Annotated in this window: 20 protein-coding genes; 7 read left to right on the top strand and 13 right to left on the bottom strand. The window is 68.2% G+C overall.

The features are described from left to right. The first annotated feature begins 55 nt into the window (after positions 1–55). From BAY61_RS16700 to helR, 3 genes are all read left to right on the top strand, one after another. A complete protein-coding gene (locus BAY61_RS16700; protein WP_091804938.1) occupies positions 56–2,206 on the top strand; it encodes an OmpL47-type beta-barrel domain-containing protein in 2,151 nt (716 codons plus the stop codon). A 323-nt stretch (positions 2,207–2,529) separates the two neighbouring features. After that, entirely contained in the window at positions 2,530–2,703 is a 174-nt protein-coding gene (locus tag BAY61_RS33900) for a hypothetical protein (protein WP_338061472.1), read from the top strand. 186 nt (positions 2,704–2,889) lie between these two features. Further along, complete coding sequence (gene helR, locus BAY61_RS16690; RefSeq protein ID WP_176879712.1) at positions 2,890–5,088, top strand: RNA polymerase recycling motor ATPase HelR; 2,199 nt, start codon at positions 2,890–2,892, stop codon at positions 5,086–5,088. 136 nt (positions 5,089–5,224) lie between these two features. On the opposite strand, the gene BAY61_RS16685 is transcribed toward helR, so the two are convergent. The 3 genes from BAY61_RS16685 to BAY61_RS16675 form a co-directional block, all read right to left on the bottom strand. Beyond that, positions 5,225–7,321, bottom strand: coding sequence for an esterase/lipase family protein (locus BAY61_RS16685; protein WP_170140203.1), 2,097 nt, complete (start codon positions 7,319–7,321; stop codon positions 5,225–5,227). Continuing rightward, complete coding sequence (locus BAY61_RS32940; RefSeq protein WP_143021377.1) at positions 7,318–7,845, bottom strand: hypothetical protein; 528 nt, start codon at positions 7,843–7,845, stop codon at positions 7,318–7,320. Before BAY61_RS32940 ends, BAY61_RS16685 begins: the two co-directional genes overlap by 4 nt. A gap of 79 nt (positions 7,846–7,924) precedes the next feature. Then, a complete protein-coding gene (locus tag BAY61_RS16675) occupies positions 7,925–8,944 on the bottom strand; it encodes a DNA-binding response regulator (RefSeq protein ID WP_245865153.1) in 1,020 nt (339 codons plus the stop codon). A 157-nt stretch (positions 8,945–9,101) separates the two neighbouring features. Between BAY61_RS16675 and BAY61_RS16670 the strand changes: the two genes are divergently transcribed. Then, on the top strand, positions 9,102–10,181 hold the full coding sequence (locus BAY61_RS16670; RefSeq protein ID WP_091804929.1) for a TetR/AcrR family transcriptional regulator: 1,080 nt from the start codon (positions 9,102–9,104) through the stop codon (positions 10,179–10,181). A 42-nt stretch (positions 10,182–10,223) separates the two neighbouring features. On the opposite strand, the gene BAY61_RS16665 is transcribed toward BAY61_RS16670, so the two are convergent. From BAY61_RS16665 to BAY61_RS16645, 6 genes are all read right to left on the bottom strand, one after another. Beyond that, positions 10,224–12,176 (bottom strand): M48 family metallopeptidase, encoded by a 1,953-nt coding sequence (locus BAY61_RS16665; protein ID WP_091804926.1) that lies wholly within the window; start codon positions 12,174–12,176, stop codon positions 10,224–10,226. A gap of 17 nt (positions 12,177–12,193) precedes the next feature. Next, positions 12,194–12,796 carry a LemA family protein gene (locus tag BAY61_RS16660; RefSeq protein WP_211323580.1) on the bottom strand — a complete coding sequence of 201 codons (603 nt, stop codon included), beginning with the start codon at positions 12,794–12,796 and terminating at the stop codon, positions 12,194–12,196. Positions 12,797–12,983: 187 nt separating this feature from the next. Then, the gene (locus BAY61_RS33815) at positions 12,984–13,118 is read right to left on the bottom strand and encodes a hypothetical protein (protein WP_256328046.1); all 135 of its coding nucleotides are present in this window, start codon (positions 13,116–13,118) and stop codon (positions 12,984–12,986) included. 340 nt (positions 13,119–13,458) lie between these two features. Beyond that, positions 13,459–14,121: a methionine ABC transporter permease gene (locus BAY61_RS16655; RefSeq protein ID WP_091804924.1), complete on the bottom strand. Its 663-nt coding sequence runs from the start codon at positions 14,119–14,121 to the stop codon at positions 13,459–13,461. After that, entirely contained in the window at positions 14,118–15,155 is a 1,038-nt protein-coding gene (locus tag BAY61_RS16650; RefSeq protein WP_091804921.1) for a methionine ABC transporter ATP-binding protein, read from the bottom strand. The genes BAY61_RS16655 and BAY61_RS16650 overlap by 4 nt, the downstream gene beginning before the upstream one ends. After that, positions 15,152–16,105 carry a MetQ/NlpA family ABC transporter substrate-binding protein gene (locus BAY61_RS16645; RefSeq protein ID WP_091804918.1) on the bottom strand — a complete coding sequence of 318 codons (954 nt, stop codon included), beginning with the start codon at positions 16,103–16,105 and terminating at the stop codon, positions 15,152–15,154. The genes BAY61_RS16650 and BAY61_RS16645 overlap by 4 nt, the downstream gene beginning before the upstream one ends. A 310-nt stretch (positions 16,106–16,415) precedes the next feature. On the opposite strand from BAY61_RS16645, the gene BAY61_RS16640 reads away from it, so the two are divergent. The 3 genes from BAY61_RS16640 to clpX all read left to right on the top strand — a co-directional run bounded on the left by BAY61_RS16640 (position 16,416) and on the right by clpX (position 21,007). After that, on the top strand, positions 16,416–17,723 hold the full coding sequence (locus tag BAY61_RS16640; protein WP_091804915.1) for a bifunctional o-acetylhomoserine/o-acetylserine sulfhydrylase: 1,308 nt from the start codon (positions 16,416–16,418) through the stop codon (positions 17,721–17,723). Next, entirely contained in the window at positions 17,720–18,859 is a 1,140-nt protein-coding gene (metX, locus tag BAY61_RS16635; RefSeq protein WP_185769975.1) for a homoserine O-acetyltransferase MetX, read from the top strand. The genes BAY61_RS16640 and metX overlap by 4 nt, the downstream gene beginning before the upstream one ends. An 861-nt stretch (positions 18,860–19,720) precedes the next feature. After that, a complete protein-coding gene (gene clpX, locus BAY61_RS16630) occupies positions 19,721–21,007 on the top strand; it encodes an ATP-dependent Clp protease ATP-binding subunit ClpX (protein ID WP_091804912.1) in 1,287 nt (428 codons plus the stop codon). Between the two features lie 213 nt (positions 21,008–21,220). On the opposite strand, the gene BAY61_RS16625 is transcribed toward clpX, so the two are convergent. The 4 genes from BAY61_RS16625 to BAY61_RS16610 form a co-directional block, all read right to left on the bottom strand. Beyond that, positions 21,221–22,840: an MFS transporter gene (locus tag BAY61_RS16625; RefSeq protein ID WP_091804909.1), complete on the bottom strand. Its 1,620-nt coding sequence runs from the start codon at positions 22,838–22,840 to the stop codon at positions 21,221–21,223. Next, positions 22,837–23,460 carry a winged helix-turn-helix transcriptional regulator gene (locus BAY61_RS16620; RefSeq protein WP_170140202.1) on the bottom strand — a complete coding sequence of 208 codons (624 nt, stop codon included), beginning with the start codon at positions 23,458–23,460 and terminating at the stop codon, positions 22,837–22,839. Before BAY61_RS16620 ends, BAY61_RS16625 begins: the two co-directional genes overlap by 4 nt. Before the next feature lie 221 nt (positions 23,461–23,681). Then, positions 23,682–24,314, bottom strand: coding sequence for a TetR/AcrR family transcriptional regulator (locus BAY61_RS16615; RefSeq protein ID WP_091804903.1), 633 nt, complete (start codon positions 24,312–24,314; stop codon positions 23,682–23,684). Positions 24,315–24,320: 6 nt separating this feature from the next. Then, on the bottom strand, positions 24,321–25,163 hold the full coding sequence (locus BAY61_RS16610) for a class I SAM-dependent methyltransferase (protein WP_091804900.1): 843 nt from the start codon (positions 25,161–25,163) through the stop codon (positions 24,321–24,323). Positions 25,164–25,355 lie beyond the last annotated feature (192 nt).

Here is a 25,355-nt window from a genome sequence, read left to right as displayed (position 1 = left end):
TCGACGATTACGCGGTGCTCGGCACGGGCATCGCGGGAGGAAATCCGGCTCGTGGGTGGCGATCCGGCGGGGGAGTGCCGCGCTGCTCAGCCTGCTGGTGGCGTTGGTGTGGCTGGTGCCGTCGGCCTTCGCCGACGACGCGAAGGACGCGGGGCGGCCCTCGGTTCCCCAGACCCAGCAGGTACAACGGGCGCAGGTGCAGCCCGCGCAAGCGCAAGTGCTCACGTGGACGGGAAACAACAGTCTCAACGAATACGGTGAGGCGCCGACGACGGCGACCGCGGGCGCCGCGACGCTGGTGTTCGAGAACAGCGTGGCGACCGGCAACACGTCCGGCATGACGCACACGCTGACCTTCGACACGTCGACCCCTGGTTACAACCACGACGTCGACGTGGACATCGTGGCCAGTCCCTTCGACGCCAACGGCGGCAGGCACGAGGTGCAGGTCAACCTGTCACCTGGCAAGTACCGGTTCTTCTGCGCGATACCGGGACATCAGCAGATGCAGGGCGTGCTCACCGTCACCGAGGGCGGTGAACAGGACACCACGGCTCCCACGGTTACCGCCGAGGTGACCGGTGATCAGGATGCCGAAGGCAACTATCTCGGTTCCGCGACCGTGTCAGTGTCGGCAGAGGACGCCGAATCCGGCGTGGCCGGTATCGAATACGCGGTAGGGGAAGGGGATTTTCAGCCGTACTCGGAACCGGTGACCCTTGCCGAACCCGGTGACTACACGGTGCAGTACCGGGCGACAGACAACGCGGGCAACACCTCGGACCCGGGGTCGGTGTCGTTCACCGTCGCCGAAGGCGAACCGGAGGACAACACACCGCCGGAGGTGACAGCGGAACTCGCGGGTAATCAGGATGCCGACGGCAACTATCTCGGTGCGGCGACGGTGATCCTGAACGCCCAGGACGCGGGTTCCGGCGTCGCCGGTATCGAGTACGACCTCGACGGTGCGGGATTCGCCGACTACAGCGAACCGGTCAGGGTCACCGAACTCGGTGAGCACACGGTGGCGTACCGGGCGACGGACAACGCTGGCAACGTCTCGGAGGCGGGCTCGGCGACCTTCACGGTGATCGAGGGCTCCCAGGACGACACGACGCCGCCACACGTGATGGCCGAGGTCACCGGTCAGCAGGACGGTGACGGCAACTACGTCGGCTCGGCGGCGGTGAACCTCACCGCTCACGATGCCGAGTCCGGTGTGGACACCGTGGAGTACTCCCTCGACGGCGGTATGTACACCCCGTACACCGAACCGGTCGTGGTGTCGGCGATCGGCTCACACACCGTCGAATACCGGGCCACCGACCTCGCGGGCAACACCTCGGAGCCGGGCTCGGTCTCGTTCGCCGTCGTCGAAGGACAACCCGACGACACGGCGCCCACCGTGACCGCGGAGGTCACGGGCGAGCAGGACGGCGACGGTGCCTATCTCGGCGCGGCGACCGTGGTGATCTCGGCCGAGGACGCCGAATCAGGGGTGGCGAGTGTCGAGTACGCGCTCGGGGAAAGTGAGTTCACCGGCTACACCGATCCCGTCGAGGTCACCGAGCCCGGTGAGCACACGGTAGCGTACCGGGCGACGGACAACGCTGGCAACGTCTCGGAGGCGGGGTCGGTGACCTTCACCGTCGTCGAAGGGTCCCAGGAGGACACGACGGCGCCGGAGACGAGTATCCGCATCACCGGCGAGCAGGACTGGGAATGGAGTTACATCGATCTCGCCAAGATCACCCTGCTGGCCGAGGACGACGAATCCGGGGTCGCGCTCATCGAGTACAGCTTCGGTGAGGGCAGCTTCCGGCCGTACCGGATCCCGTTGACCGTGCTGGATCCCGGTGAGTACACCGTGCACTACCGGGCGACGGACAATGCGGGCAACACCTCCGAGGTGGGCACGGCGCGGTTCCGCATCGTCGCCGACGGTGTGCACTGCACGGTGTCGGACGCCAGGGAGACGGTGGTCGTCGGTGACACGGATACCGGAGTGGCCAATGTGGACACCGGTAACGGGTGCACCATCAACGACCTGATCGTCGAGGAAGCCGGCTATCCCGATCAGGCGGCGTTCGTCAGTCACGTCAGGCAGGTCGCCCGTGACCTGGAAGCCCAGGGCGTGATCACGGCGCAGGAGCGCAAGGCGATCGTCAGTGCCGCGAGGGGAGTGCCGGTCCCCTCGGCGGCGTGAGGCGGGTGGGCCCTGGCGCTGAGGTGCCAGGGCCCACCCGTCCGGGAGCCCCCCGCTCAGGCCGTCGAGATCCGCACTCGGACCGTCCGCGTGGCAGGATCGACTCCGCGACGCGGCACGAGCCGGGAGGATGCGGCCGATGAGTGGTGTCAGGGAGCGGGCCATGAGGCCAGAGGACCTCAACCGCTTCGTCGTGGAGCGGTTGAACGCCGGCGATGTCGACGGCCTCGTCGCCCTCTACGAGCCGGACGCGGTGCTCGCGCTTCCCGGCGGCGCGGTGGCCTCGGGGGCACGGGGAGATCCGCGCCGCCTACGAGCGCATCGTGGCCGGCCGGCCGACGTTCGCCGAGGGGCAACGGCAGCCGACCTTGCGTAGTGGCGATCTCGCGCTGACGTCGGTACGGCTGGCCGGAGGCGGCGCGACGGCCGAGGTGGCCCGCCGCCAGCCGGACGGCACCTGGTTGTGGATTCTCGATCAACCCCGTGTCACCGGCTGAGCCGAGCCCATATTTCTCGCGGCCTCGCGATCAGCGGGCCGAAAACGCCAGGGGACGCACACCGTTCTCGCGCATTCCGGAACCGCGGTCTTGACACGTGGTGGACAATAAAAAATCGACGTGTTTTCCATATATGCACAGGAAAACCCGCCGAACTAGGACCAGAATAACGGTTGCGAGGGGTACGTGTCAACTCAGGGGTACGAAGAGGAATTGCGATCGGAGCGAGGCTACGTCGCCGGGCTTTACGCGCGACTCGACGCCGAGCGCGCACGCGTGAAGCGACGGTACGGCCTCGCGCTGGGGGACGACGGCGGAACACCGATGGAACGAGACGTCGAGGTCCGTGCGCTCGCGAGGGAGATCAGCAGGCTGAACGTGGCCGACGAGGGATTGTGCTTCGGCAGGCTGGACAGTGTGTCCGATGAGCGCCGCTACATCGGCAGGATCGGCCTTTTCGACGAGGACGACGATTACGAGCCGGTGTTGCTGGACTGGCGGGCGCCCGCGGCGAGGGCGTTCTACACCGCGACGGCGGCGACACCGGAGAACATGCGCCGCCGCCGCCAGTTCCATGCGCGTGGCCGCCGGATTCTCGGCTTCTCCGACGAGGTCCTGGGGCGTCCAGGCGAGGGGGACCAGGGCGACGCGGCGCTGCTCGCGGCCGTCAACGCGCCGCGCGGCGAGGGAATGCGCGACATCGTGGCGACCATCCAGGCCGAACAGGACGAGATCATCCGGCTCGACCATCCGGGGGTGCTGGTGATCGAGGGCGGTCCCGGCACCGGCAAGACCGTGGTGGCGCTGCACCGGGTCGCCTATCTGCTCTACACCCGGCGGGAGCGGATGGAACGCCACGGTGTGCTGGTGGTCGGGCCGAACCCCGCGTTTCTCGGCCACATCGGCAGGGTGCTGCCCTCGCTCGGTGAGTCCGACGTGGTGTTCATGACGCCCGGCGATCTGGTGCCGGGCATCCACACGACCGAGGAGGACGACCCCGAGGCCGCGAGGATCAAGGGATCGCTGGGGATCCTCGACGTGCTGGCGGCCGCCGTGGCGGACCGGCAACGCCTTCCGGAACAACCGGTGCCGGTCGAATTGGCCGATGTCACGGTGCGGATCGGCGCGGACATCGTGGGGTGGGCCCGGGACGAGGCCCGGGCAAGCGGGCAGCCGCACAACGAAGCGCGCGCCGTGTTCACCGAGATTCTGACGTGGGCACTCACCGAGCGGGCGATCGGCAAGATCGGCAAGGGCTGGCTGACCAGAGCCGACCGGGAGGCGTGGGAGGACCTGCGGGGGGACCTGCTGAAAGAACTCGCCGCCGACGCGAAGTTCGTCGCGGTACTCGACGAGTTGTGGCCGGTGCTCACCCCGGAGTCGCTGCTGGGCTCGCTTTACACCTCGCGGGAGCGACTGCGGGCCGCAGGGGCTGAGGAGGCGTTGTGGCGAGCAGAAGGTGAGGCGTGGACGGTGTCCGACGTTCCGCTGCTCGACGAGCTCGCCGACCTGCTGGGCGGGGATCGCCCCGACCAGACTGCCGACCGGGAACGGGAGGCCGAAACGGCCTACGCGGCGGGCGTGCTGAAGCTCATCGAGACCGACCGGCAAGATCTCATGGACGACGAGGACCATCTCCTTGCCCAGGATTTGCTCTACGCGGAGGATCTGGCCGAACGGTTCGGTCAGGCCGACACCCGCGACCTCGTCGAACGCGCCTCGGCGGACCGGAACTGGACCTACCGGCACGTCGTGGTCGACGAGGCACAGGAGCTGTCCGAAATGGACTGGCGGGTACTGATGCGGCGTTGTCCCGGTCGGTCCTTCACCGTCGTCGGTGATCTCGCTCAGCGCAGGTCAGCGGCGGGGGCCTCGTCGTGGGGCTCGATGCTGGAGCGCTACGTTCCCGGCCGCTGGCAATACCGGGGGCTGTCGGTGAACTACCGCACCCCGGCGGAGATCATGGCGGTCGCCGCGGCGCTGCTCGCCGAGTTCGCGCCAGGAGTCCGGCCGCCAGAGTCGGTGCGCGCCAACGGGATCCGGCCGTGGGCGAGAAGGGTCACCGAGGACGAACTGCCCGCCGCGATCGGGGAATTCGAACGCGAGGAGGCGAGCCGGGAGGGCATCAGCGTCGTGATCGGGCCGCCGGAAACGCCGGGCACCGTTCCCGCTTCGGAGACCAAGGGCCTTGAATTCGACGCCGTCCTCGTCGTCGAGCCGGAACGGATACTCGCCGAAGGGCCACGCGGGGCGGCCGACCTCTACGTGGCGCTGACCCGGGCCACGCAGCGCCTCGGCGTCCTGCACAGGGCGCCATTGCCCGCGCCTCTGCGCGCGCTCTCCGGCGAGGGCGCATTGGCGATGGCTCACCGGCGAAGCGGGTGAGGGGGGTGCCCGGCGGGCCTCAGGTCGCAGGGAACCCGCCGGGCACCCGTCAGGCGTCGCGCGGCTAACAACCGTCGGTGTGGTGCCCTGTCTCGCGATCAGCGCGTGGTCGCCGGCGGAGGACAGGGCAACGGCCTCATCGGCCCGCCGGGGCCGGGCTCCAGCCGAAATGGGTGACGCCCTCGGCGACCGTGGCCTGTTTCCCGTTGTGGGAGACGGTGAGTGTGCCAGGCCCGGCCACCCTGAACGGTTCCGGGCGCGCCCCGCTCAGCACCGCGCTGGCCTCGGCGTGCTGGGCGATCGCGAGCGGCTCGCCGGTGGCCTCCGCCAGCCCGCCGTCGGCGGCCCCCCAGTCCCCGTCCTCGCCGAGGCGGAAGATCCGGGTGCCCTCCCACGCCGGTTCCCCCGCGCAGGTGGGCGTCGCCGCGAACGCCGCGAAGGCCGTGCCCGTGGCGTCGAACCACGCCGACACCACCCAGGTGCCTTCGGAAGGGCCGGGCAGGTCCGGCGTGCTCACCGCACCGGTTTCGAGGTCGAGGAGGACGACGCTCGTCGATTCCTCGCACGCGCTGAGGTGCTCGAAGGCCGTGTAGGCCACCGTGCCGCCGTCAGGGCTGAACACCAGATCGTCGGGAACGAACGTTCCGACGGCGTCGTACTGGGCCAGCACGGTGCCGTCCTCGCCGACCCGGACGAGCCGGTCGGCGCCGCCGAAGTTTCCGCCACCGGTGGAGGCATGCGCGAGCATGATTCCGTCGGCGGAGCCCGTTCCGCCGATCAGTCTCACTCCGCACCAGGTGAACTCGCACAGCTCGGGATCTTGGGGCGGCAGGCCGCGCACCGGAATGTCGCGCGGTGGTGACCCGTCGGCGGGATAACCGCGGAGTAGCGGCGCCGCGCCGTCCTCGGGCGCGGATATCAGCAGTTCTCCTTGGAAAGCGACGGACCCGCAACTCTCGCACGGCCACGACTGGACCGATTTCCCGCGCGTCGCGGTACCGACGTCGGCGCGGTAGATCCGTTCAGCGAGGCCGGTTTTCTCCGAGCGCGTCGTCCAGGCGATCGCGGAGCCGCTGCCCGACCACGCGAGCCCGCTCGCGGTATGGCCATCCGGCAGTTCCGCGACGGCGTGGCTGGTGCCCGAGCGCGCTTCCCACACTCGGACGTCGTTGGCGGTCGCGTACGCGAGGCGGCCCTCGTGGCTCTGTTGCTCGGTGCGGATCTCGCCGACCCTTTCGGTGATCTCGGTGATCAGGGGCTGGTGGGTCTTGATGTTGAGATGGTTGCACGGGCTGGTAAGCAGGCTCTTCGAGGGAATGGGGGTCTCGAACAAGCCCACGTCCAGTTTTTGCAGCAGAGTGGCCTCACAGTCGAGGACGCGGGGTTCGCCGATCGTGTGGTGCGCGACGGCGGAGTCGAGGGTCACCGCGAGGTCGCCGACCGGCACCGGTTCGGAGTCGGTGAACCAAACGCCGACCCGCAGCCCGATGTCGCCCGCGAAGACCCTGACGGGCAGCTCCGGTGGCCACGGCGGAAGTTCGGCGATCTCGGGCGAGTCGTACATGAGCGCAGTTCCCTGCGGGCCGCGAAGCACCGACGCGATGTTGCACGGATTCGAGTCGGACACCTTGGTGATGCCCGTGCACGTAGCGAGTAGCGCCTCCATGACGACACGGGCTTTGGGGTTGGTCACCAGGTGGGTGCCGAGCTGAGCCGCGCTGAGCGTCAGCGAGCCGCGGTAGGGCGTGGCGATCGTGATCACCTCCGCGACCCGCTGCCACACTTGCCCTCCACCGGCTGCTGGTTCGGTGACGGCGACCTGGCTCACCAGACCGCCCATCGAATGGCCGATGAGCACGACCTTGTGCCCGCTGACTTCGGCCAGACAGTCGATGGCGGTTCCGAGCGCGGGCCCGATGCGGGGGTCGGTCACCCACTCCGGGTTCGCGAAGCCGTAGTCGAAGGTCCACGCGGTGATGCCGTCCTGGCGTGCCATCTGCCGGGGAAAGGTGTTGTCTTCGGGAGCATCCCACGTCGTGGCGTCGGAATTGATGCCGTGCACGAAGATCACGGGCACGGTGCCTTCAACCGGCTGTCGCTCCGCGATGGGCTTCAGCGAACGAGTGACGCAGTCGGAGGTGTCCGCGCGGGCCGGAGTGCCGGTTCCCGGCGCGAGAACCAGTGCCGCGAGCATGAGCGCGGCCAGAACCCCGCCGGCCGCACGGGGCTTCACGCGATCACCTCCGCGAGGGTGATCCGCCATTCGCCGTTCCGTTGCGCGAACGCGAAGAGCACCGTGCGGTCCGGCTGTCCTCGCACCGAGACCGTGCCCATCGCGTTGGCGTATCCGTTGTTCTCATGCCAGCTGCCCTCGTGCAGCACCAGACGCGCGTCCTCGGGGAACAGCCGTCCCTCCGGCAACAGCTCCGCCAGTTCCGGGGTCAGCGCCGCCCGCTGCGCGCCGGGATCGCCGGTCACGAGGGTGGTCGCGGTATCGGCGGCGGGAGCGGGCACCGCGATTCCCGGTTCGTACTGGGGTGCCAGTGCCACCTGCTCCGTTGCTTTCTGACTGTCGCGACTGCCCGGGGTCAGCACGACGACGAGAACGACCGCCGCGGCACCGAGCGCGGCAAGTCCTGCGACGATCGGCAGCCAGCTACGCACGATCATCACCCCGCGAGGTGTTCCGTTGCGCGGCAACGGTTCGGCGAGTGTCCACAGTGAACCCTTCCAGTCCGTGTCCTCCAGTGGGGCCACCCTACGGCGCGCGCACCATGATGACGACAGCCGGGAACTGGCCACCCGCTGCCATGTCAACGGGTGGCCAGCGGGTCGCTCACAGCCGGTCGAGCTCGGATTCCGACAGCCAGCCTCGTTGTGCCGCGCGAAAGGCGAGCTGAATCCGGCCGGAAACGCCTGCCACGTCGTAAAGTTCCGCGATCATCCTGCGCACCGTGCGGGTGGAGACGCTGAACTGCCGTGCGATGGTGTCGTCCTTGCTGCCGTTGACGATCATCGCGAGCAGCCGCCGCCTTGCTTCGGAGAGTTCGACGTCGGGCAGCGGTGACTCGCCGAACGGTGTCGACTCGCGCCAGGTTCTCGTGAACAACTCCGCCGCGAGCGCGACGGCACCCGGCGTCCGCTGGGTGACGCTGCCGCGTGAGCTGTCGGCCGGGTCGAAGGCGGTCACCACGTACTCGTCGTCGACGAGGAAGAGCCACGCGGGCAGCGTGGCGACGGTCCGGACCCGCGCTCCCTCGGCGAGCATGCGGTGAGCACCTTCGACGATCCGCGGCGCGAGCCTGACGCTGTCGAGCAAGACCAGCCGCAGTTCGACACCACGTGAGGCGAGCCGGACGGCGAGGTCCATGACCGCGGCGTAGTCGTCGCGATGGTCGACGCCGGGAGCGGGGCCCGCGGCAGCGAGCACGCGTACCTCAGAGCGGGCGGTGGCGACGACATGCTCCAGGCATGCCCACGCCGCGGCCGTTCCTCTGTTGATCCCGATGCCGACAGTGTCGTCCGAGCCGGAAGTCGGCGGCACGAGCGCCGCCAGTTCGGCGATGCCGGCCTCTGCGAGTTCGACCCGGTGCCGCTCGGCAACCAGCGCGGTGCGGGCCTTCGACACGAGTGGGGCCAATGCGATGGAGGGGTGGACGGGCCGGTTGCCCGCCGTCTTCCTGACCAGTCCGAGTTCGTCGAGCAGGGCGAAAGCCTCGTGAATCCGCGGCTCGGCGACGCCGAGTGTCCGCGCGAGATCGGGGGGCGCTGCCGAAGGGCACGCCAGCAGCGATCGGTACACCCGCTCGGCGATGTCGTCGACCCCGAGTCCGCTCAGCACGCCGCCTCCCGTCACATTGACCTCCGGGGTACAAGATCATGTTCGGAGCAGGGTATCGGCAGGGCTGACGCACCGGCGCCGCGGCAAGACACCGCGGCCGGGACTGTTCAGATGGTGATAACATCCGGACGGCGGTTTCCGGGATAGTGACGACTCGGGGTGTTGGCAAGCGATGGTCCGGCTCAGCAGGGCGGAAACGCAGGAACGCAACCGGGCCAAGGTGCTGGCCGCGGCCCGCGCCGAGTTCGCCGAGCGAGGTTTTCGCGAAGCCAAGATTGACGCCATCGCCGAGCGGGCCGAGCTGACCAGGGGAGCGGTCTACTCCAACTTTCCCGGCAAGCGCGCACTCTACTTCGCCGTGCTCGCCGACGAAGCCGAACACGGCGCCGAGGCCGACGGCGAACCAGGTCACGACCGCGCCGGAGCGCTCGCCGCGCTGGCGAGAGCATGGGTCGCGCGATTTCCGCTCGCCACCGACGACCGTTTCGAAGCCGCGAGCCTCGGAGCGGATCTGGTACCGGAGATCGTGGCAGGCGACGACATCCGGCGCCCGTTCACCCAGCTCCTGCGACTCGACGCGATCCTCATCGGACTCGCGCTGGAAGCGCTCGAACCGGGCGGGGAACGTCTCGTTCGGACGGCGGAAATGGCACTCACCATGCTGCACGGCGCGAGCGAGCTGGCCTCGGCCGCGCCCGGTTTCGTCGAACCGTTCAATGTGGTCGCGGCATGCGAGAAGCTGGCGGGACTGGAACTCGCCGACAGGTGGCAGGGGCCGCCGATCGTGCCGAAGTCCCGGAATTGCGCGCGGCCGTGGGCACCGCCTCCCGCCGTCGATCTCCTCCGCGACGAGCCCGCCGTGCTCACCGGGGACGGCGTGGTGACCGTGCTCGGATTGCACCGGCTCTCGGCTGTCGAGGACGCGGTCAGGGCGGCGCCGGAGGGCTGCCGGGTCACCGCGGCCGTCGTCACCGGCAATCCCGGTGAGCTGATGCCGTTGGCGCGGCTCGTGCTCGCCGGGGTGCGCGGCAGGCTCAGGCAGGCGTTCCCCGCGCGCGCCATCCCCGAGGTGCAGGTGGTGTGCGACGAGAAGGGCGCGCTCGCCGCTGCCGCGGGGGTGAGCGCGGTCAGCGACGCGAGCGAGACCGCGGTGCGCGTGTCGGATGGCCGGATCGTCGCCGTCGCGGAAGGTCTCGGCGCTGGTCACGCCGCCGCGCTCGCCGGTGTGCCCGATTCGGCCAGCTCGCGGTAGTGGCCGCCGCTCGTGGTGTCCGGTGTGGACACCACGGGAGTCTCAGCCGGAGCGTGGTGCGGCGGTCTGCGATCCCACCAGCGGCGGGAGCGGGCAGTGCAGCACGGCGCACACGGTCCGCAACAGTTCACTTTCCTCGACGGTCATCGCGCCGTCACTGCCGATCACGGCGACGACACCCTCGATGAGCTTGGCCTTGTCGTGGCCGGGAAGGCCGTCGAGAACCGGCCACGCCGCACCGAGGGCGAACGGGCCCTGAGGCGGCGGATGATAGGGCAGTTGCACACCAGGCAGCGTCGTGGCCAGTCCGGTACGGAACGCGGCTTCCGCGGCTCCGGGCTCCCGGTGACCCACCCTTGCCAGCACCGCGAACAACGTCGCCACCACGCCGTGGCTCCGGTGCAAACTCGTGTGCCGCGCCCGCCATGGCGGGTTGTTGTGAATCGCCTCGTGCAGATCGCGGTGAAGCAGCGTCGAAAGGCAGTACTCGAAGATGCTCGTGTTGCCGTCCGCCTTGACCAATTCGGTGATGCTGGCCCCGATCGCGGTCAGTTCCTCGCTCGTGCGGTGGCGCAGCGCGGGAAAGGCGATCTCGGACAGCGGAAGGCGCAGTGCCGGATCCAGCGCGGTGAGTGCGCTGCCCTCGTTCCACGCCGCGTCGGCGACCGGTTGTCCGTGCCGGGCGGCCAGCGCGTGGTATTGCCGGACTCGCGTGTCGTTGTCGGCGGAAATGAGCAGTCCGAACACCAGCGGCACGACGGTGTCGGCTCGTCGTGCCCTGATGAGGAAATCCTCGGGGATGTCGCGCAGGATCGTTCCCGCGTGCGCGAACGAACCGGATCCCGGATCGCCGACGTTGGCGACGACCGCACGCGGCTGGGCTTGCACCATGGGCTGTTGCCGCCCGGGTGGCTGGAGCGATCGCGGCGCTTGCGGGTGCTGCTCGGACACCGGGGCGAGGCCACGTGCCTGATCCTCGTGCAGGCCGGAGGGAGGGGCCGCCGCCCAGCGATGGCTGAGCTGTTCCAACTCGGCCGGATCGAATGCGGGATCGAGCAACCGGATGCGTTTGGCCAGCGGCGGATGTGTGGCGAACAGCGACGAGAACTTCCTGCCCTCGCCGAAAAGCATGTGGCTGACGTCTTCGGCCTTGCCCGCGCGCAAGGTCGAACCCGCTTGCAGGCCGCCGATCTTCTTGAGCGCTCCCGCGATGCCGTCGGTCTGGCGCGTGAACTGCACGGCGGAGGCGTCGGCGAGGTATTCGCGCTGCCGCGACACCGCGGCCTTGATGAGCCTGCCGCAGACGACCCCGATGTAACCGGCGATCATGGCGGCAAGCGCGACGATGATCAGTGGCCCCGCGTTGTTGTTCTTCCTGTTGCGGGAGCCACTTCCGCTGAGCAGCACCCTGCCGACGACGGCGAGACCGACGATCCCGGCGAGTACGCCGATGAGCCGGATGTTGAGGCGCATGTCGCCGTTGACGACGTGGCTGAACTCGTGGGCGATGACGCCTTGCAACTCGTCCCTGTTGAGCCGGTCCAGCGCGCCCTGGGTGACCGCGATGGCGGCGTTGCCGGGAGCCCAGCCCGCGGCGAACGCGTTGATACCGGCCTCGTGGGGGAGCAGGTACAACTCGGGAACCGGCATGCCCGAAGCGATCGCGATCTCCTCGACCACGTTGCGGTACCGGCGAAGGCCGGGGTCGGCGGTGTCCTCGGGAACCGCGACACCGCCGAGGCTCGCGGCGACCTTTCCGCCGCCACCCCTGCGCAGCATCAGCGTTCTGATCCAGGACGTGAGCCCGATCGTCACGACGGTGAGCACGGTGACGATCGCCAGTGGTCCGATCGCCACGTCCAGGGTGGGAAACCCGATCGCCCACCACACCGCGAGGTCGATGACCGCGACGATGCCGATGACGGCGAGTACGAACAACCACACCAGCTTCGCCGATGCCTTGCGGACTTCTGCCTGCCGTTCGAAGAAATTCATTGCTGTGGGTTGGCTTGTCAGAACGAGATCCGCGGCACCTCACGTGTTTCGGGCGAATCCACTTCCAGCAGCGCGGCGGGGCGGAAACCGAACATGCCCGCGACGATGTTGCTGGGGAAGACCTCGCGCTTGTTGTTGTAGACCATGACGGAGTCGTTGAATCCCTGGCGGGCGAACGCGACCCTGTTCTCCGTGGAGGTGAGTTCTTCGGAAAGCTGCATCATGTTCTGGTTGGCCTTGAGGTCGGGGTAGGCCTCCGACAGCGCGAACAGCCTGCCCAGCGTCTGCGTGAGCATGTTCTCCGCTCCGGAGAGGTTCTGCATCGCGCCGGGATCGCCTGGGTTCTGCCTCGCCGCGTCCTGCGCCGACACCGCGCCACCACGGGCGGCGATGACGGCTTCGAGTGTCTGCCGCTCGTGCTGGATGTAGCCCTTGGCCGTCTCCACCAGGTTCGGGATCAGATCGTGCCGCCGCGTGAGCTGGACGTCGATCTGTGCGAACGCGTTCTTGTACGCGTTGCGCAACCTGACCAGCCCGTTGTAACTCGTGATCGCCAGAATGACGAGAATTACGACAACGACAGCCACGATGACGAGTGTCACGATGGCTCCGGTACCCACTGTCAGCCTCCCCTGGATCGAAGTGCGCCCAGGATAGAGGGCTCCGCTGCCTGGTCGCAGGGTTTTCCCTCAACGGTGAGCGCCGTGCAGGACGGCCACTCTACGCGTGGTCGAATCGGGCGAAACGGGCCACCGGAGCGCGTGCACCGTGCGCGACGAGCGGCCACGGTGTGTGCGGACGGCTCGTTCAGGACGGTGAGGCGACGTCGACGATCTGTTCGCGGGGAACCCAGTGCGGTTCGGGCGCCGTTCTCGTGTCGTCGGGCTGCACCGGAACCCACCAGGTGGTGGTGTCCTTGTCGAAGACCGGCTGAGCGGTCACCGAACCTCGTCTGCACACGCGGCTCCACCCCGTACGCCGCCCCGCTACGAAGGTGACCCGGTCGCCGACGCCGACCTGGCTGTGTCGTCGGTGCTGGCCGTGCTGACGGTTCCGTCGGTGCTGGCCGTGATGCGCGTGTGGACTGTGGGTTGCCACAACTCCTCCCCTCGACGGCGGCCGCTCGCCCCGCGACCACCATCCGAGACACCGGGGCCGGAAAACCCCTGTCCTTCAACGGAAGCTACCACCGCGACGGGGATTTGTGTTGCCGAGATACCTATCGTGGGTGATACCCGGCTGCTCGCCCGCTTACTGGAGGAGGCGGGCGAGCAGCCGGGCTTCATTGGCGAAGTGCCTTGCGTGCCAACCAGTTTCCCGCGAATTGCGCGGCCTGGACCAGCACGATGATGATGGCGACGGCGATCGCGGTGACCGTCCAGTCGAACCGCTGGTAGCCGTAGGCGATCGCGAAGTCGCCGAGCCCTCCGCCGCCGACCGCGCCCGCGACCGCGGTCATGTCCACCACGGCCACGAAGACGAACGTGTACCCGAGGATCAGCGGTCCGAGCGCCTCGGGAACCAGCAGCGTGACGATGATGCGCAGGGGAGAGGCCCCCATCGCGCGCGCGGCCTCGATGACGCCGGGGTCGATGGTCACCAGGTTCTGTTCGACGATACGGGAAATGCCGAACGTCGCCGCCACGATCAGCGCGAACGTCGCCGCCGTCGTACCGAGCTGGGTGCCGACGACACCGATCGTGATCGGGCCGATCGCGGTGATGAAGATGATGAACGGAATCGGCCTGATGATGTTCACGAGCACGTTGAGCACCGTGAACACGAACCGGTTCGCCAGAATCCCGCCGCGACGCGTCGCGTAGAGCAGGATGCCCAGCACCAGGCCGAGGAAACCGCCGATCAACAGCGTCGCCACGACCATCCACAGTGTCTGGCCGATCGCGGTCAGCAGGACGGGGCCGAGGTTGTCCCAGTCGAAGCTCATACCGGCAGCTCCTCGACCTCGGTGGCTTCCCTCAGTTCCGCGATGAGCGCGTCGACGGCGGCCTCCTCACCGATGAGTTCGAGAGTGAGCCCGCCGACCGACCGCCCACCGAGTTCGCTGATCCCGCCGTAGACGATCTCGAACCGGACGCCGTGCTTGCCGAGCGCGCCCGAAAGCACGGATCCGATGGCGCGGTCGTCGCCAACACGTGTGGTCACCAGCCGCCCGCTGTGCCGGGACCTGATCCTCGCGAGGTTGTCCCCGCTTGGCTGGTCCCGCAGCACGGTTTCGACGAACCGGCGCGTCGTGTCCTGCTTGGGGTTGGTGAACACCTCGGCGACCGGTCCGTGCTCGACGACCTTCCCCGCGTCGAGCACGGCGACCCGGTCGGCGATCTCCCTGACCACCTCCATCTCGTGCGTGATGACGACGATGGTGACGCCCAGTTCCGAGTTGACCCGCTTGAGCAGGCGCAACACCTCACCGGTCGTGTCGGGGTCGAGCGCGCTCGTCGACTCGTCCGCGAGCAGGATCTTCGGATTCGTCGCCAGTGCTCTGGCGATACCCACCCGTTGCTGCTGCCCACCGGAGAGCTGCGTGGGGTAATGCCATGCCTTGTCGGTGATGCCGACGAAATTCAGCAGCTCGGTCACCCTGCGCTCCCTGGCCGCTTTGTCCCAGCCCGCGATCTTCAGCGGATACGCGACGTTGCCGAACACCGTGCGTGATCGGAGCAGGTTGAACTGCTGGAAGACCATGCCGATACCGAGTCGTACCCGCCTGAGCTTCCGCTCACTGAGAGTGGTCAGGTCGACCCCGTCGACGAAAACGGAGCCCGAGGTCACCGGCTCAAGCGCGTTGATCAACCTGACGAGGGTGCTCTTCCCGGCCCCCGAGTAGCCGATGATGGCGAACACCTCGCCCTCGCCGACGGAGAGGTCGACGCCATCCAGCGCGACGACGTCCCTCCCGTTGCCGGTGCGGAAAGTCTTGCGGACGTCGCGGAACTCGATGAGCGCGGAACCGTCGCTCACTGGCCTGCCGTTCCGACGGTGTCGCCCAGCGAGGAAAGGATCTGCTCCAGTTCCGCGGCGGGGCGATCGACCAGCACCGAGGTCCCGCCCGACTCGGCCTGCACCTTCTCGGTGACCCTGGGGTGGCGGTACAACTCGGCGACCTTCGCGTACGTGGGGTTGTCCTTGTCCTGTGCCCTGGCGACGATCACGTTGATGTAGGGCTCGGCGGCCGCGCTGGCCGGGTCGTCGGAGAACAGGGCCTTCGAAGGGTCGAGACCGCCGTCGGTGGCGTAGTTGTTGTTCACGATGGAAGCGTCCACGGAGGGCAGCGCGGCCACGGTCTGCGCGGCGTCCACCGCCGTCACCGTCACCTTCGAGGCGGAGGTGTCGATCTCGGCCGGTGTCGACAGCACGTTGCCGCCGTCCCGCAGCTTCAGCAGTCCGGCTTCTTGTAGCACCAGCAGGGCCCGCGCCTGGTTGGTCGGATCGTTGGGAATGGCGATGCTGGCGCCGTCGGGGATGTCCTCGACCGCGGTGTGCTTCCGTGAGTACAGCGCCAGCGGGACGATGTAGGTCGACGCGATCGGCGTCAGCGTGTCGTCACTGGCGACGTTGTAGTTGGCGAGAAAGAGCAGGTGCTGGAAGAGATTCAGGTCGATCTGCCCCTGCGAGAGCGCCGGGTTGGCCTGGGTGTAGTCGCCGAAGTTGACCGTTTCGATGGTGATGCCCTCTTCGGCCGCGACCTCCTTGAGTACCGTCCAGTACTCGCTGCTCGCCTCCGTCGTTCCGATGCGGACGGTGACGTTGCCGCCGGACGCGGCGCTGTCGTCGTTGTTGGTCGTCACGAGGAGGATGACCGCGACGAGTGCGATGACGACGGCGACGGCGACACCGATCAGCACACCCTTCTTCCGCCCGGGGCGTTCCGGGAGTGCGGTCTGCTGCTCGCTCGTGTTCTGCTCTGCCATGATGGTTCCTGAGTGCCTTTCTGGGTGCTGCGCACGGCGTGGATCGACACGCGCACGCCGGGTTCGTGAGCCACCTTGCTGGGAATTCGCGCGGGGGCAAACCGCGTTCCACGGATTGAGCCGCGCCGTGGAGCCGTTTGCCGACAGGGGATCCGTTGTGCTAGCTGGCAGCACGATTTCTTTCTGTCGGCACGAAACCGGGCATGTTCCGTTGGCTGGGACGAGATGCGAGCACTTGCGGAAGGGCCGTTAACTGAACACGTACCGTGATCCGGTCGATCGCGGAAACCGAAACGAGGTGGGGATCCAGATGACGGAAACACCAGCAGGCTGGTCATTCGAGACTCAGCAGATCCACGCGGGTGCCGCACCCGATCCCACGACGGGAGCCAGGGCGACACCCATCTACCAGACGACGTCCTATGTGTTCAGGGACACAAAGCACGGTGCGGACCTGTTCAGCCTGGCCGAGCCGGGCAACATCTACACGCGCATCAACAACCCGACACAGGACGTGCTGGAACAGCGGATCGCCGCGCTGGAGGGCGGTGTCGCCGCGGTCGCTTTCGCCTCGGGGCAGGCCGCCGTGACCGCCGCCATCCTGAATCTCGCGGGCGCGGGCGATCACCTCGTTTCCAGCGCTTCGCTGTACGGCGGAACCTACAACCTCTTCAACTACACGTTGCCCAAGCTCGGCATCGACGTGTCGTTTGTGGATGATCCCGACGACCTCGACGCGTGGCGAGCCGCGGCGCGGCCCAACACGAAGTTGTTCTTCGCCGAGACACTCGGCAACCCGAGGGCCAACGTGCTCGACATCGAGGCCGTCGCAGCGCTCGCGCACGAGACCGGCCTGCCGCTCGTGGTCGACAACACGGTGCCGACGCCCTACTTGCTGCGCCCCATCGACCACGGCGCCGACATCGTCGTGCACTCGGCGACCAAATACCTCGGAGGGCACGGAACGGCGGTCGCCGGTGTCGTCGTCGACGGCGGCACCTTCGACTTCGGCGCGCACGCGGACCGCTTTCCCGGCTTCACCGAACCCGATCCCAGCTACAACGGCCTCCAGTACTGGCAGGCACTCGGCCCTGGCGCGTACGCGGCGAAGCTGCGCGTGCAGCTCTTGCGCGACACCGGCGCCGCCATCGCGCCATTGACGAGTTTCCTCGTGCTGCAAGGGATCGAGACCCTGTCGCTGCGCCTGGAACGGCATGTGGCCAACGCCACCGCGCTCGCCGAATGGCTGGAGGCTCGGGACGAGGTCGAGTCGGTCCACTACGCGGGATTGCCGTCGAGCAGGTGGCACGCCGCCGCGAACCGGTACCTGCCCCGTGGCGCCGGTGCCGTCGTGTCGTTCGAACTGCGCGGCGGGGTCGACGCGGGCAGGGCCTTCGTCGACGGCACGTCGTTGTTCAGCCAGCTCGTCAACATCGGCGACGTGCGCAGCCTCATCGTCCACCCGGCCAGCACGACGCATTCACAGCTGACCGCCGACGAACAGGCCCGGAGCGGAGTCACGCCGGGGCTCGTCCGGCTCTCGGTGGGTCTTGAGGGCATCGAGGACCTGAAAGCCGATCTGGAGGCGGGATTCAGGGCGGCCAAGGACGCGCTGTGACCGACTCCCACGGCGATCCCCTTCCGGTCAGCGGAGCCTGGCGGGAAGGGGATCCGGTGGGCGGGCGGAACTGGTTCCGCCCTGCCATGCCGCTCGGTCTCGAACGCGGCGGCGTGCTGCCGGGCTACCAGATCGCCTACGAGACGTGGGGCACGCTGGCGCCCGACGGCTCGAACGCCGTGCTCGTGCTGCACGCGCTCACCGGCGACAGTCATGTCGCGGGACCGGCGGGCGCGGGGCACCCCAGCCCCGGCTGGTGGGACGGCCTCGTGGGAAGCGGCAAGGCGCTCGATCCCGCGCGGTGGTTCATCGTCGCGCCCAACGTGCTCGGCGGTTGCCAGGGCAGCACCGGTCCCTCGTCGGCCGGTCCCGACGGCTTGCCATGGGGGAGTAGGTTTCCCGGGCTGACCATCGGCGACCAGGTGGCGGCGGAGACCGGACTGGCCGACCACCTCGGCGTTGGTGAGTGGGCGCTGGTCGTCGGCGGCTCGATGGGCGGAATGCGAGCGCTCGAATGGGCGGTCAGGGAGCCGGAGCGGGTGCGCCGCCTCGCGGTGCTCGCGGCGAGCGCGCGGTCCAGCGCCGACCAGATCGCCTGGACCGCGACCCAGATCGCGGCGATCACCTCCGACCCCGGCTGGCGGGGCGGCGACTACTATTCCGCGCGACCGGGGGACGGGCCGCACGGGGGACTCGGCATCGCCCGCCGCATCGCGCACCTGACCTACCGCAGCGAACCGGAACTGGCCGCTCGGTTCGACAGGAGGCCGCAACCCGGTGAGGACCCCGCCTCGGGCGGGAGGTTCGCCGTGGAGTCCTATGTGGATCATCATGCGGCGAAGCTGGTCCGCCGGTTCGACGCGGGCAGCTACGTGCGGCTCGCCGAGGCGATGAACCTGTTCGACGCCGGGGCGGGCAGAGCAGGGGTGGCCGAGGCGTTGCGCCGGGTCACCGCGACGACACTCGTCGGTGGCGTCGACACCGACCGGCTGTACCCGCTCGCGCAGCAACGCGCGCTGGCGGAGGGGATCCGAGGTGCCGAGATGCGGGTGATCTCCTCGGCGTCGGGTCACGACGGCTTCCTGGTGGAGACCGAGCAGGTCGCCAAACTGCTGACCGATTTGCTGGCTGCCTGACCCGCGCTGGTCCCGGGCCACCGCCGCGCGAGTCCCCCGCCGAGGACGGCGAGATCCGCACTCAGACCGTCGAGATCCGCACCCAGGACGGCGAGATCCGCACCCAGGACGGCGAGATCCGCACTCAGGACGGCGAGATCCGCGGTGAGGGCGCGGGGACCGCGAACGGAAACGTCGAACCGGGGCGAGCCTCGGCCGCTCGCGCCTCCGAGTTCCGTCACCGTGGGTAAGAAGCCGGGCTGAGGTGCCGCCGGGTCGGCCGGCCGAGCACCGCGCCCTCGGCGGGCGGTCATCACTGGCTCCAGGGCACCGCTTCCCGCGCCACGGCTCGTGGCGGCGAATGCGCTTCTCGCGGTCCTGAATGCGGTTCTCGTGCACGCGACCGTACAGATCCTGTACCCACGGGAGGACCTGTCAGCGGACTGGTTCGACGTTGCCCGCGTCGTCAGCGCCCGGTGGCGGTGGCCCGGACACCGAATGCGCTTCTCGCCGTCCTGGATGCGCATTTCACCGCCCCGAACGCGGATATCGCCGTCCTGAGCGCGGATATCGCCGTCGCGGACGCAGAACTCGGCGGCCTGCACGCGGGTGCCGAGCGGGGCACCACGCTCGGCCGACAAGTCGCGGGCAAGGGACGTGGCCTGGGCCGCCGCCAAAGCGTAGGGTCGCGGGTTGCCACGCCGTCTTGAATGGGGAAGTACCGCACCGGTACGCGGACAGGACCGGCGGCGAGGTGATGGTGGGTGTTGCGAGCCCACAGTAGTCTCGATGGCATCACCATCTGGGCTGGACATGTGAATGGTGAGTCGGCACTGCCACCGGCAATGCCGACCCGTGCGACCGTTGAGGAGACGTTTCCGAGTGGCATCGGTGTCCGACGGCGACAGTCCGCTGACCTGTTCCTTCTGCGGGAAGAATCAGCGACAGGTACAAAAGCTCATCGCGGGCCCGCTCGCGGTGCACATCTGCGACGAGTGCGTGGAGTTGTGCACGGAGTTGCTGAACGAGGAGCTCGGCGAGCCATCGGCGGCCGGGGTGTTCGACGAGACGGCCGACCTGCCCACACCACGCGAGATCTTCACCTTGCTCGATGACTACGTCGTCGGTCAGGAGCAGGCCAAGCGCGCACTGTCCGTCGCGGTCTACAACCACTACAAGCGGGTGCGGCTGAGCACGTCGGCCGAGCAGGGGCGGCACGCCGCACAGGAGGAGCCGGTCGAGCTCGGCAAGTCCAACGTGCTGCTGATCGGGCCGACCGGCAGCGGCAAGACGTATCTGGCGCAGACGCTAGCCAGGATCATCGACGTGCCATTTGTGCTGGTCGACGCCACGACACTGACCGAATCCGGCTACGTCGGCGAGGATGTGGAAAGCATCCTGCTCAAGCTCGTCCAGGCCGCCGACTACGACCTCGAACGGGCCGAAGCCGGAATCATCTACATCGACGAGATCGACAAGATCGGCAGGAAGAGCGAGAACCCGTCGCTCACCCGTGATGTCTCGGGCGAGGGCGTCCAGCAGGCACTGCTCAAGATCCTGGAGGGCACCACCGCGCAGGTGGCGCCGCAGGGCGGGCGCAAGCATCCGCACCAGGAAACGTTCCAGGTTTCCACGCACAACGTCCTGTTCATCGTCGGCGGCGCTTTCGCCGGGCTCGACGGCATCGTGGAGCAGCGGGCGGGTGGCAAGGGGATCGGGTTCGGCTCGGAACTGCGCGCGGTTGGCGCCGACGGGTCTCCGGGCGACGTGACTCCCGAGGACCTGCGCAAATTCGGGATGATTCCCGAGCTGATCGGGCGGCTTCCCGTCGTGTCGACGGTGCGGGAGCTGGACAGGGACACGCTCGTCAGGGTGCTGACCGAACCGCGCAACGCGCTCATCAAGCAGTACCGCAAGCTGTTCGAGATCGACGGCGTCGAACTGGAGTTCACCGAAGGGGCGATCGCCGCTGTCGCCGAACAGGCGCTGCTGAGGGGAACAGGCGCGAGGGCCACGAGGGCGGTGCTTGAGGAAGTGCTGCTCACGTTGATGTTCGAGCTGCCGAGCAGGGACGACGTCGGCAAGGTCGTGCTCGATCGCGACGCGGTTCTCGCCAACGTCAACCCGACCCTCGTCCCCAGGGAACGGCACGACCGCAAGACCGCGTGACGCTCACTGCCGCCGGCCGTATGCGGGCCCGGTTCGCGGAAGGTCCGCATTGCACGCGGTGCACCGAACCTGCTTTGGGTGGCGCTTTCGTTGCCTTGAAGGGAAGTTTCGGAACAGCGAGTCCGATCGGCTCCCGCGATCCGGCGCGTGCTGGATCGCGGAAGCGCTCAGGGCGTCGTGGTCACGGTGACGCTTCCGTGTTGGATTTCCCTTTCATGATTGATGGGGGACCACGTCCCCGTCTCCGCGACGCGAGGGCTTGGCAGCCTCCTTCGGCGTCTCGATAGCCCGATCGGACTCTGTGCCGCCGATCGGGGGGATGTGTCGCATCAGGGTCATTGTCAGCACCGCGACCACGATCAGGAGTACGGCGCTGACCCCTGCGGCCAGGTTCATTCCTTGCGTGAATGCCTCCTGCGCCGGCACCAGCAGCGCCTGGGCGTCGGAGGGGAATTGCTGGGCGGCGGTCATCGCTCCGACCAAGGTCTCACTGGCGCTGTCGGCCGCCGCGGAGGGCACATCCGCCGGGATGGCGTCGGCCATCTGATTCTGGTACACGGCCACACCGACACTGCCGAGGGTGGCCACCCCGAGGGCGCCGCCCAGTTCTCCGGCGGTCTCCGATGTCGCCGCTGCCGAACCTGCCTTCTCCTCGGGAGCGGATCCCACGACCAGGTCGGTCCCCAGGGCCAGAAGCGGGCTGATACCCATGCCGAGGACGACCTGTCCGACAATGAGCAGGGCGAACCCCGAACCGGCTTCGATCTGGGTGAGGATCAGGAATCCCAGAACGCTGAGTCCGAGCCCGCCGCCGATCACGACGCCCGGGCGTATCTTGGCCGCCATCGCGGGGGCCACCATGAAACCGACCATCATGCCCGCGACCGAGGGAAGCAGCCACAGACCGGCTTGAAGGGGCGACAGCCCCTGGATCAGCTGGAAGTACTGCGTCACGAACAGCATGACCGCGCTCATGGCCATGACGCCGAACAACATGCTCCCCAGCGCGGTGCTGAAGGTGCGGTTCTTGAACAGGTTGACGTCCAGCAGGGGATCGGCCAGCTTGCGCTGTCGAAGGACGAACAACGTTCCGACGACGAGTCCGAACGTGAGGGCGAGGACGGAAAGAACCCCCGGGCCTTCGGAAGCGAATTCCTTGAGGGCGTAGATGACCGGAAGGATCATGGCCAGAAGCATGAGTGCGCTCAGGAGATCCAGCCGGCCCGCGTCCGGGGCCTTGTACTCCGGGAGCAGGAACGGGGCGGTGGCCACCAGCAGCACCATGACCGGAACGCCGATGAGGAACGTGGCTCCCCACCAGAAATGCTGGAGGACCACACCGCCGACCAGCGGTCCGAGCGCCATGCCGCTCATGAAGCACATCATCCACACCCCGATGGCCACCGCGCGCTGCTGCTGGTCCTCGAACATGTTCCGGATGAGGGCGAGCGTGGACGGCATCAGGGTCGCGCCCGCGAGTCCCAGGAGGGCGCGGGTGACGATGAGCATCTCGGCGCTGACCGAGTAGGCCGCGAGCACCGAGGCGAGGCCGAAGACCACTGCGCCGACGAGGAGCAGCTTGCGCCTGCCGATGCGGTCGCCGAGGGTACCCATCGTGACCAGAAAGCCACCGATCATGAACGCGTAGATGTCCAGGATCCACAGTTGCTGGGTGCTCGTGGGAGCGAGGTCCGCACTGAGTTCCGGCAGAGCCAGGTAGAGCACGGTCATGTCGATGGACAGCAGCAGCGTTGGCAGAGCCAGCACGGCCAGACCTGTCCACTCACGCGGGGTCGCCCGATTGCCGTTGCCGTCGGAAGGTGGCGTGGTCATCGTGTTACCTCCATGGCGGCCTCTGTCAGCGGGACATGGAAGGTCCGGACGAAGCGCTCGAACACATCGGACGATCCTTCGATGCGGACCGCGCCGCTGGAAAGTGCGGCGGCTGGACTGAGGTCGCCGGCGAGCACGGCACGCAACTCAGGACCGCTGTGGATCGTGAGATCAGCGAGCAGGTCCGGCACCCCCAGACCGACCGTGATCGCAGTCGGCGTGGCCTCAGCCCACGCCGTGGCGGCGCCCGTGTGAATCAGGTAGCTCGTAGTCGTACAGGTGGCACGAGGCTGGTAGCTGGCGCGGAGTGCGGCTGCCAGGGACGCATCGGTGATCACGTCCTGGGGTCCCGGAGCGGCCATCGCTCCCGCGCCCCACCTGCCAAGCGCATCAAGAATCGTCTCCAACGCGCGACCGTGTGGCGTGAGCGCGTAGAGCACCCCGCCGCCGGGCCGCTCATCGGCCACCCGCGTCACCACCCCGGCCACCTGAAGATCGCGCAATCGGGCCGTCAGCACGCTGGTCGGAACCCCGGGTAGTCCCTCGTGCAGATCCTTGAACCTGCGCGGCGCCACGCTTAGGTCGCGCGCAATCAGCAGCGACCACCGCTCACCAAGCACACTGCTCGCCTTGGCGAGCCCGCAGAACTGACCGTAATCCTTAGCCACTACTTCACATTACGAAGTGTACTTCGTAATTGCAAGCTGGCGTGGCGTTTCACGCCGCCGACGCTCGACCGGCGAGCCGGATGGAGGGAGACCTGGATGCGGGCACCAGTTATGGATACGTTCCGCGCACGTCGCCGCCGGGGTCCGGCGCGGGCGCCCTCCCTTCGGCTTCGCTAACGCTCGCCCCTGATGCCGTCGAGCACGACCGCGACCACACCGTCGACGACGTCTTTCCCCTTCGGTGCAGGAGTTTCCGGTGCCGAAGGGAACACTGTGGACAGTACATTCTCGTGACACACGCCGATGATCATCGCCGCTGCGGCGTCGAGGTCGGCGTGCGCGGCGAGCCTGCCGAGATCGCGTTCGGCGCGCAGGTAGCCGAGCAGCCGTTCCTTCCATGGCGGTTCGCCGTCCTGATCCTGTCGTTCGGCGAACCGGGACAGTACCGAAGGCCGGTCGATGAGCCCGGCGAAAGCGGGCAGGATCGCGGCGTGCATCGCCATTCCGTAGGCGAGCTGAGCGCGCAGATTTCGCTCGACCGTGCCCGTTCCCGGCTCGGGCAGTGCGCCGAGTCCGGCCTCGACGGTGCGCACGTGAGCGCGCAGCGCGCTGGCGATCAGTTCTTCCTTGTCGGCGAAATGGTTGTAGAGCACGCCGTCGGCGACACCGGCTTCCTTGGCGATCGCCCTGACCGTCAGCGCGGCGGTGCCACCGTTGGAGAGCATGCGCTCGGCGGTGGCGATGAGATGTTCGCGCAGGCTCGCGCCGTCGCCGTTCCTGAGCGCCGCGGCTTTTCTCGGGGACATTCCGCCTCACTGGTTCCGTGTCGTCGCGGTGACGAGCCATGCCGTGCCCCGGGTGCGTACGGCGTCCGGCGTGGCGAAGGTGGCGAGTACGCCGGCGAGCGCGGCCTTTGCCTTCTCCGCCGCCTCCTGGCCCGCTTCGCGCAAGTGGTGCCGGACGGGGCCCCAGTCGGCGATGAACGCCCCGGCGTCCTCGACGCTGGCGCCCCAGGTCTGTTCCGTTTCGACGCGAGTGCAGTCGATGCCGGTGAACCCGGCTTCGCCCAGCACTGCCTCGACCTTGCGCGGGTCGCCGAACGAGGTCGGTCCCGTGCCGTCGGGTCCCGTTGGTTGCGGGACATAGGGGGCCATGGCGCCGAACACGGTACCGAGGTCGGTTCCCGCCAGCTCGGTCATGCACACGAAGGCGATGCGGCCTCCCGGGCGCAGCGCGCGGGCGATGTTGGCGAACGCAGCGACCGGGTCGGCGAAGAACATCACGCCGAACCGGCTCAGCGCGACGTCGTAGGAGTCGTCGGCGAAGGGATGAACCTGCGCGTCGCCTCTTTCGAAGCTGAGGTTGCCGAGTTGCTCGGCCTTCGCCCGTTCACGCGCGGTGTGCAACATCGGCTCGGACAGGTCGATACCGGTGACCTTCCCCCGCGCCGCCCGCCGTGCCGCGAGCCGGGTGAGCTGGCCGTTTCCGCAGCCGACGTCGAGTACGTCGCTGTCGTCGGCGATACGTGCAGCCTGGAGTACGGGCTCGTTGAAGCCGCCGTTGACCGCGTCGTACCGGTCATCGTGACGTGCCCAGTGTTCGCCTTCGTAGCCGTTCCACGCTTCGGCTTGTCCCGTATTCACGATGCCGGACATGGATCCCTCGCCTCCTTCGGCATGAACAGATGTTCATGAACGTGTGTTCATAATGCCGTTTTCCATGCGAGACGTCAACCGGCTCACCTTCTGGCGCGCCGGAGGTCCACAGCGGACCGAGGTTGGCGGTGTTGGCGTTGTCGCCTCAGGGCGGCGTATCGTTCGTCGGTATCCGTCCGAGCCCGGCCAGGG

The organism is Prauserella marina, assembly GCF_002240355.1.
Taxonomy (GTDB): Bacteria; Actinomycetota; Actinomycetes; order Mycobacteriales; family Pseudonocardiaceae; genus Prauserella_A; species Prauserella_A marina.
This window is presented reverse-complemented; position numbering and strand designations above follow the sequence as displayed.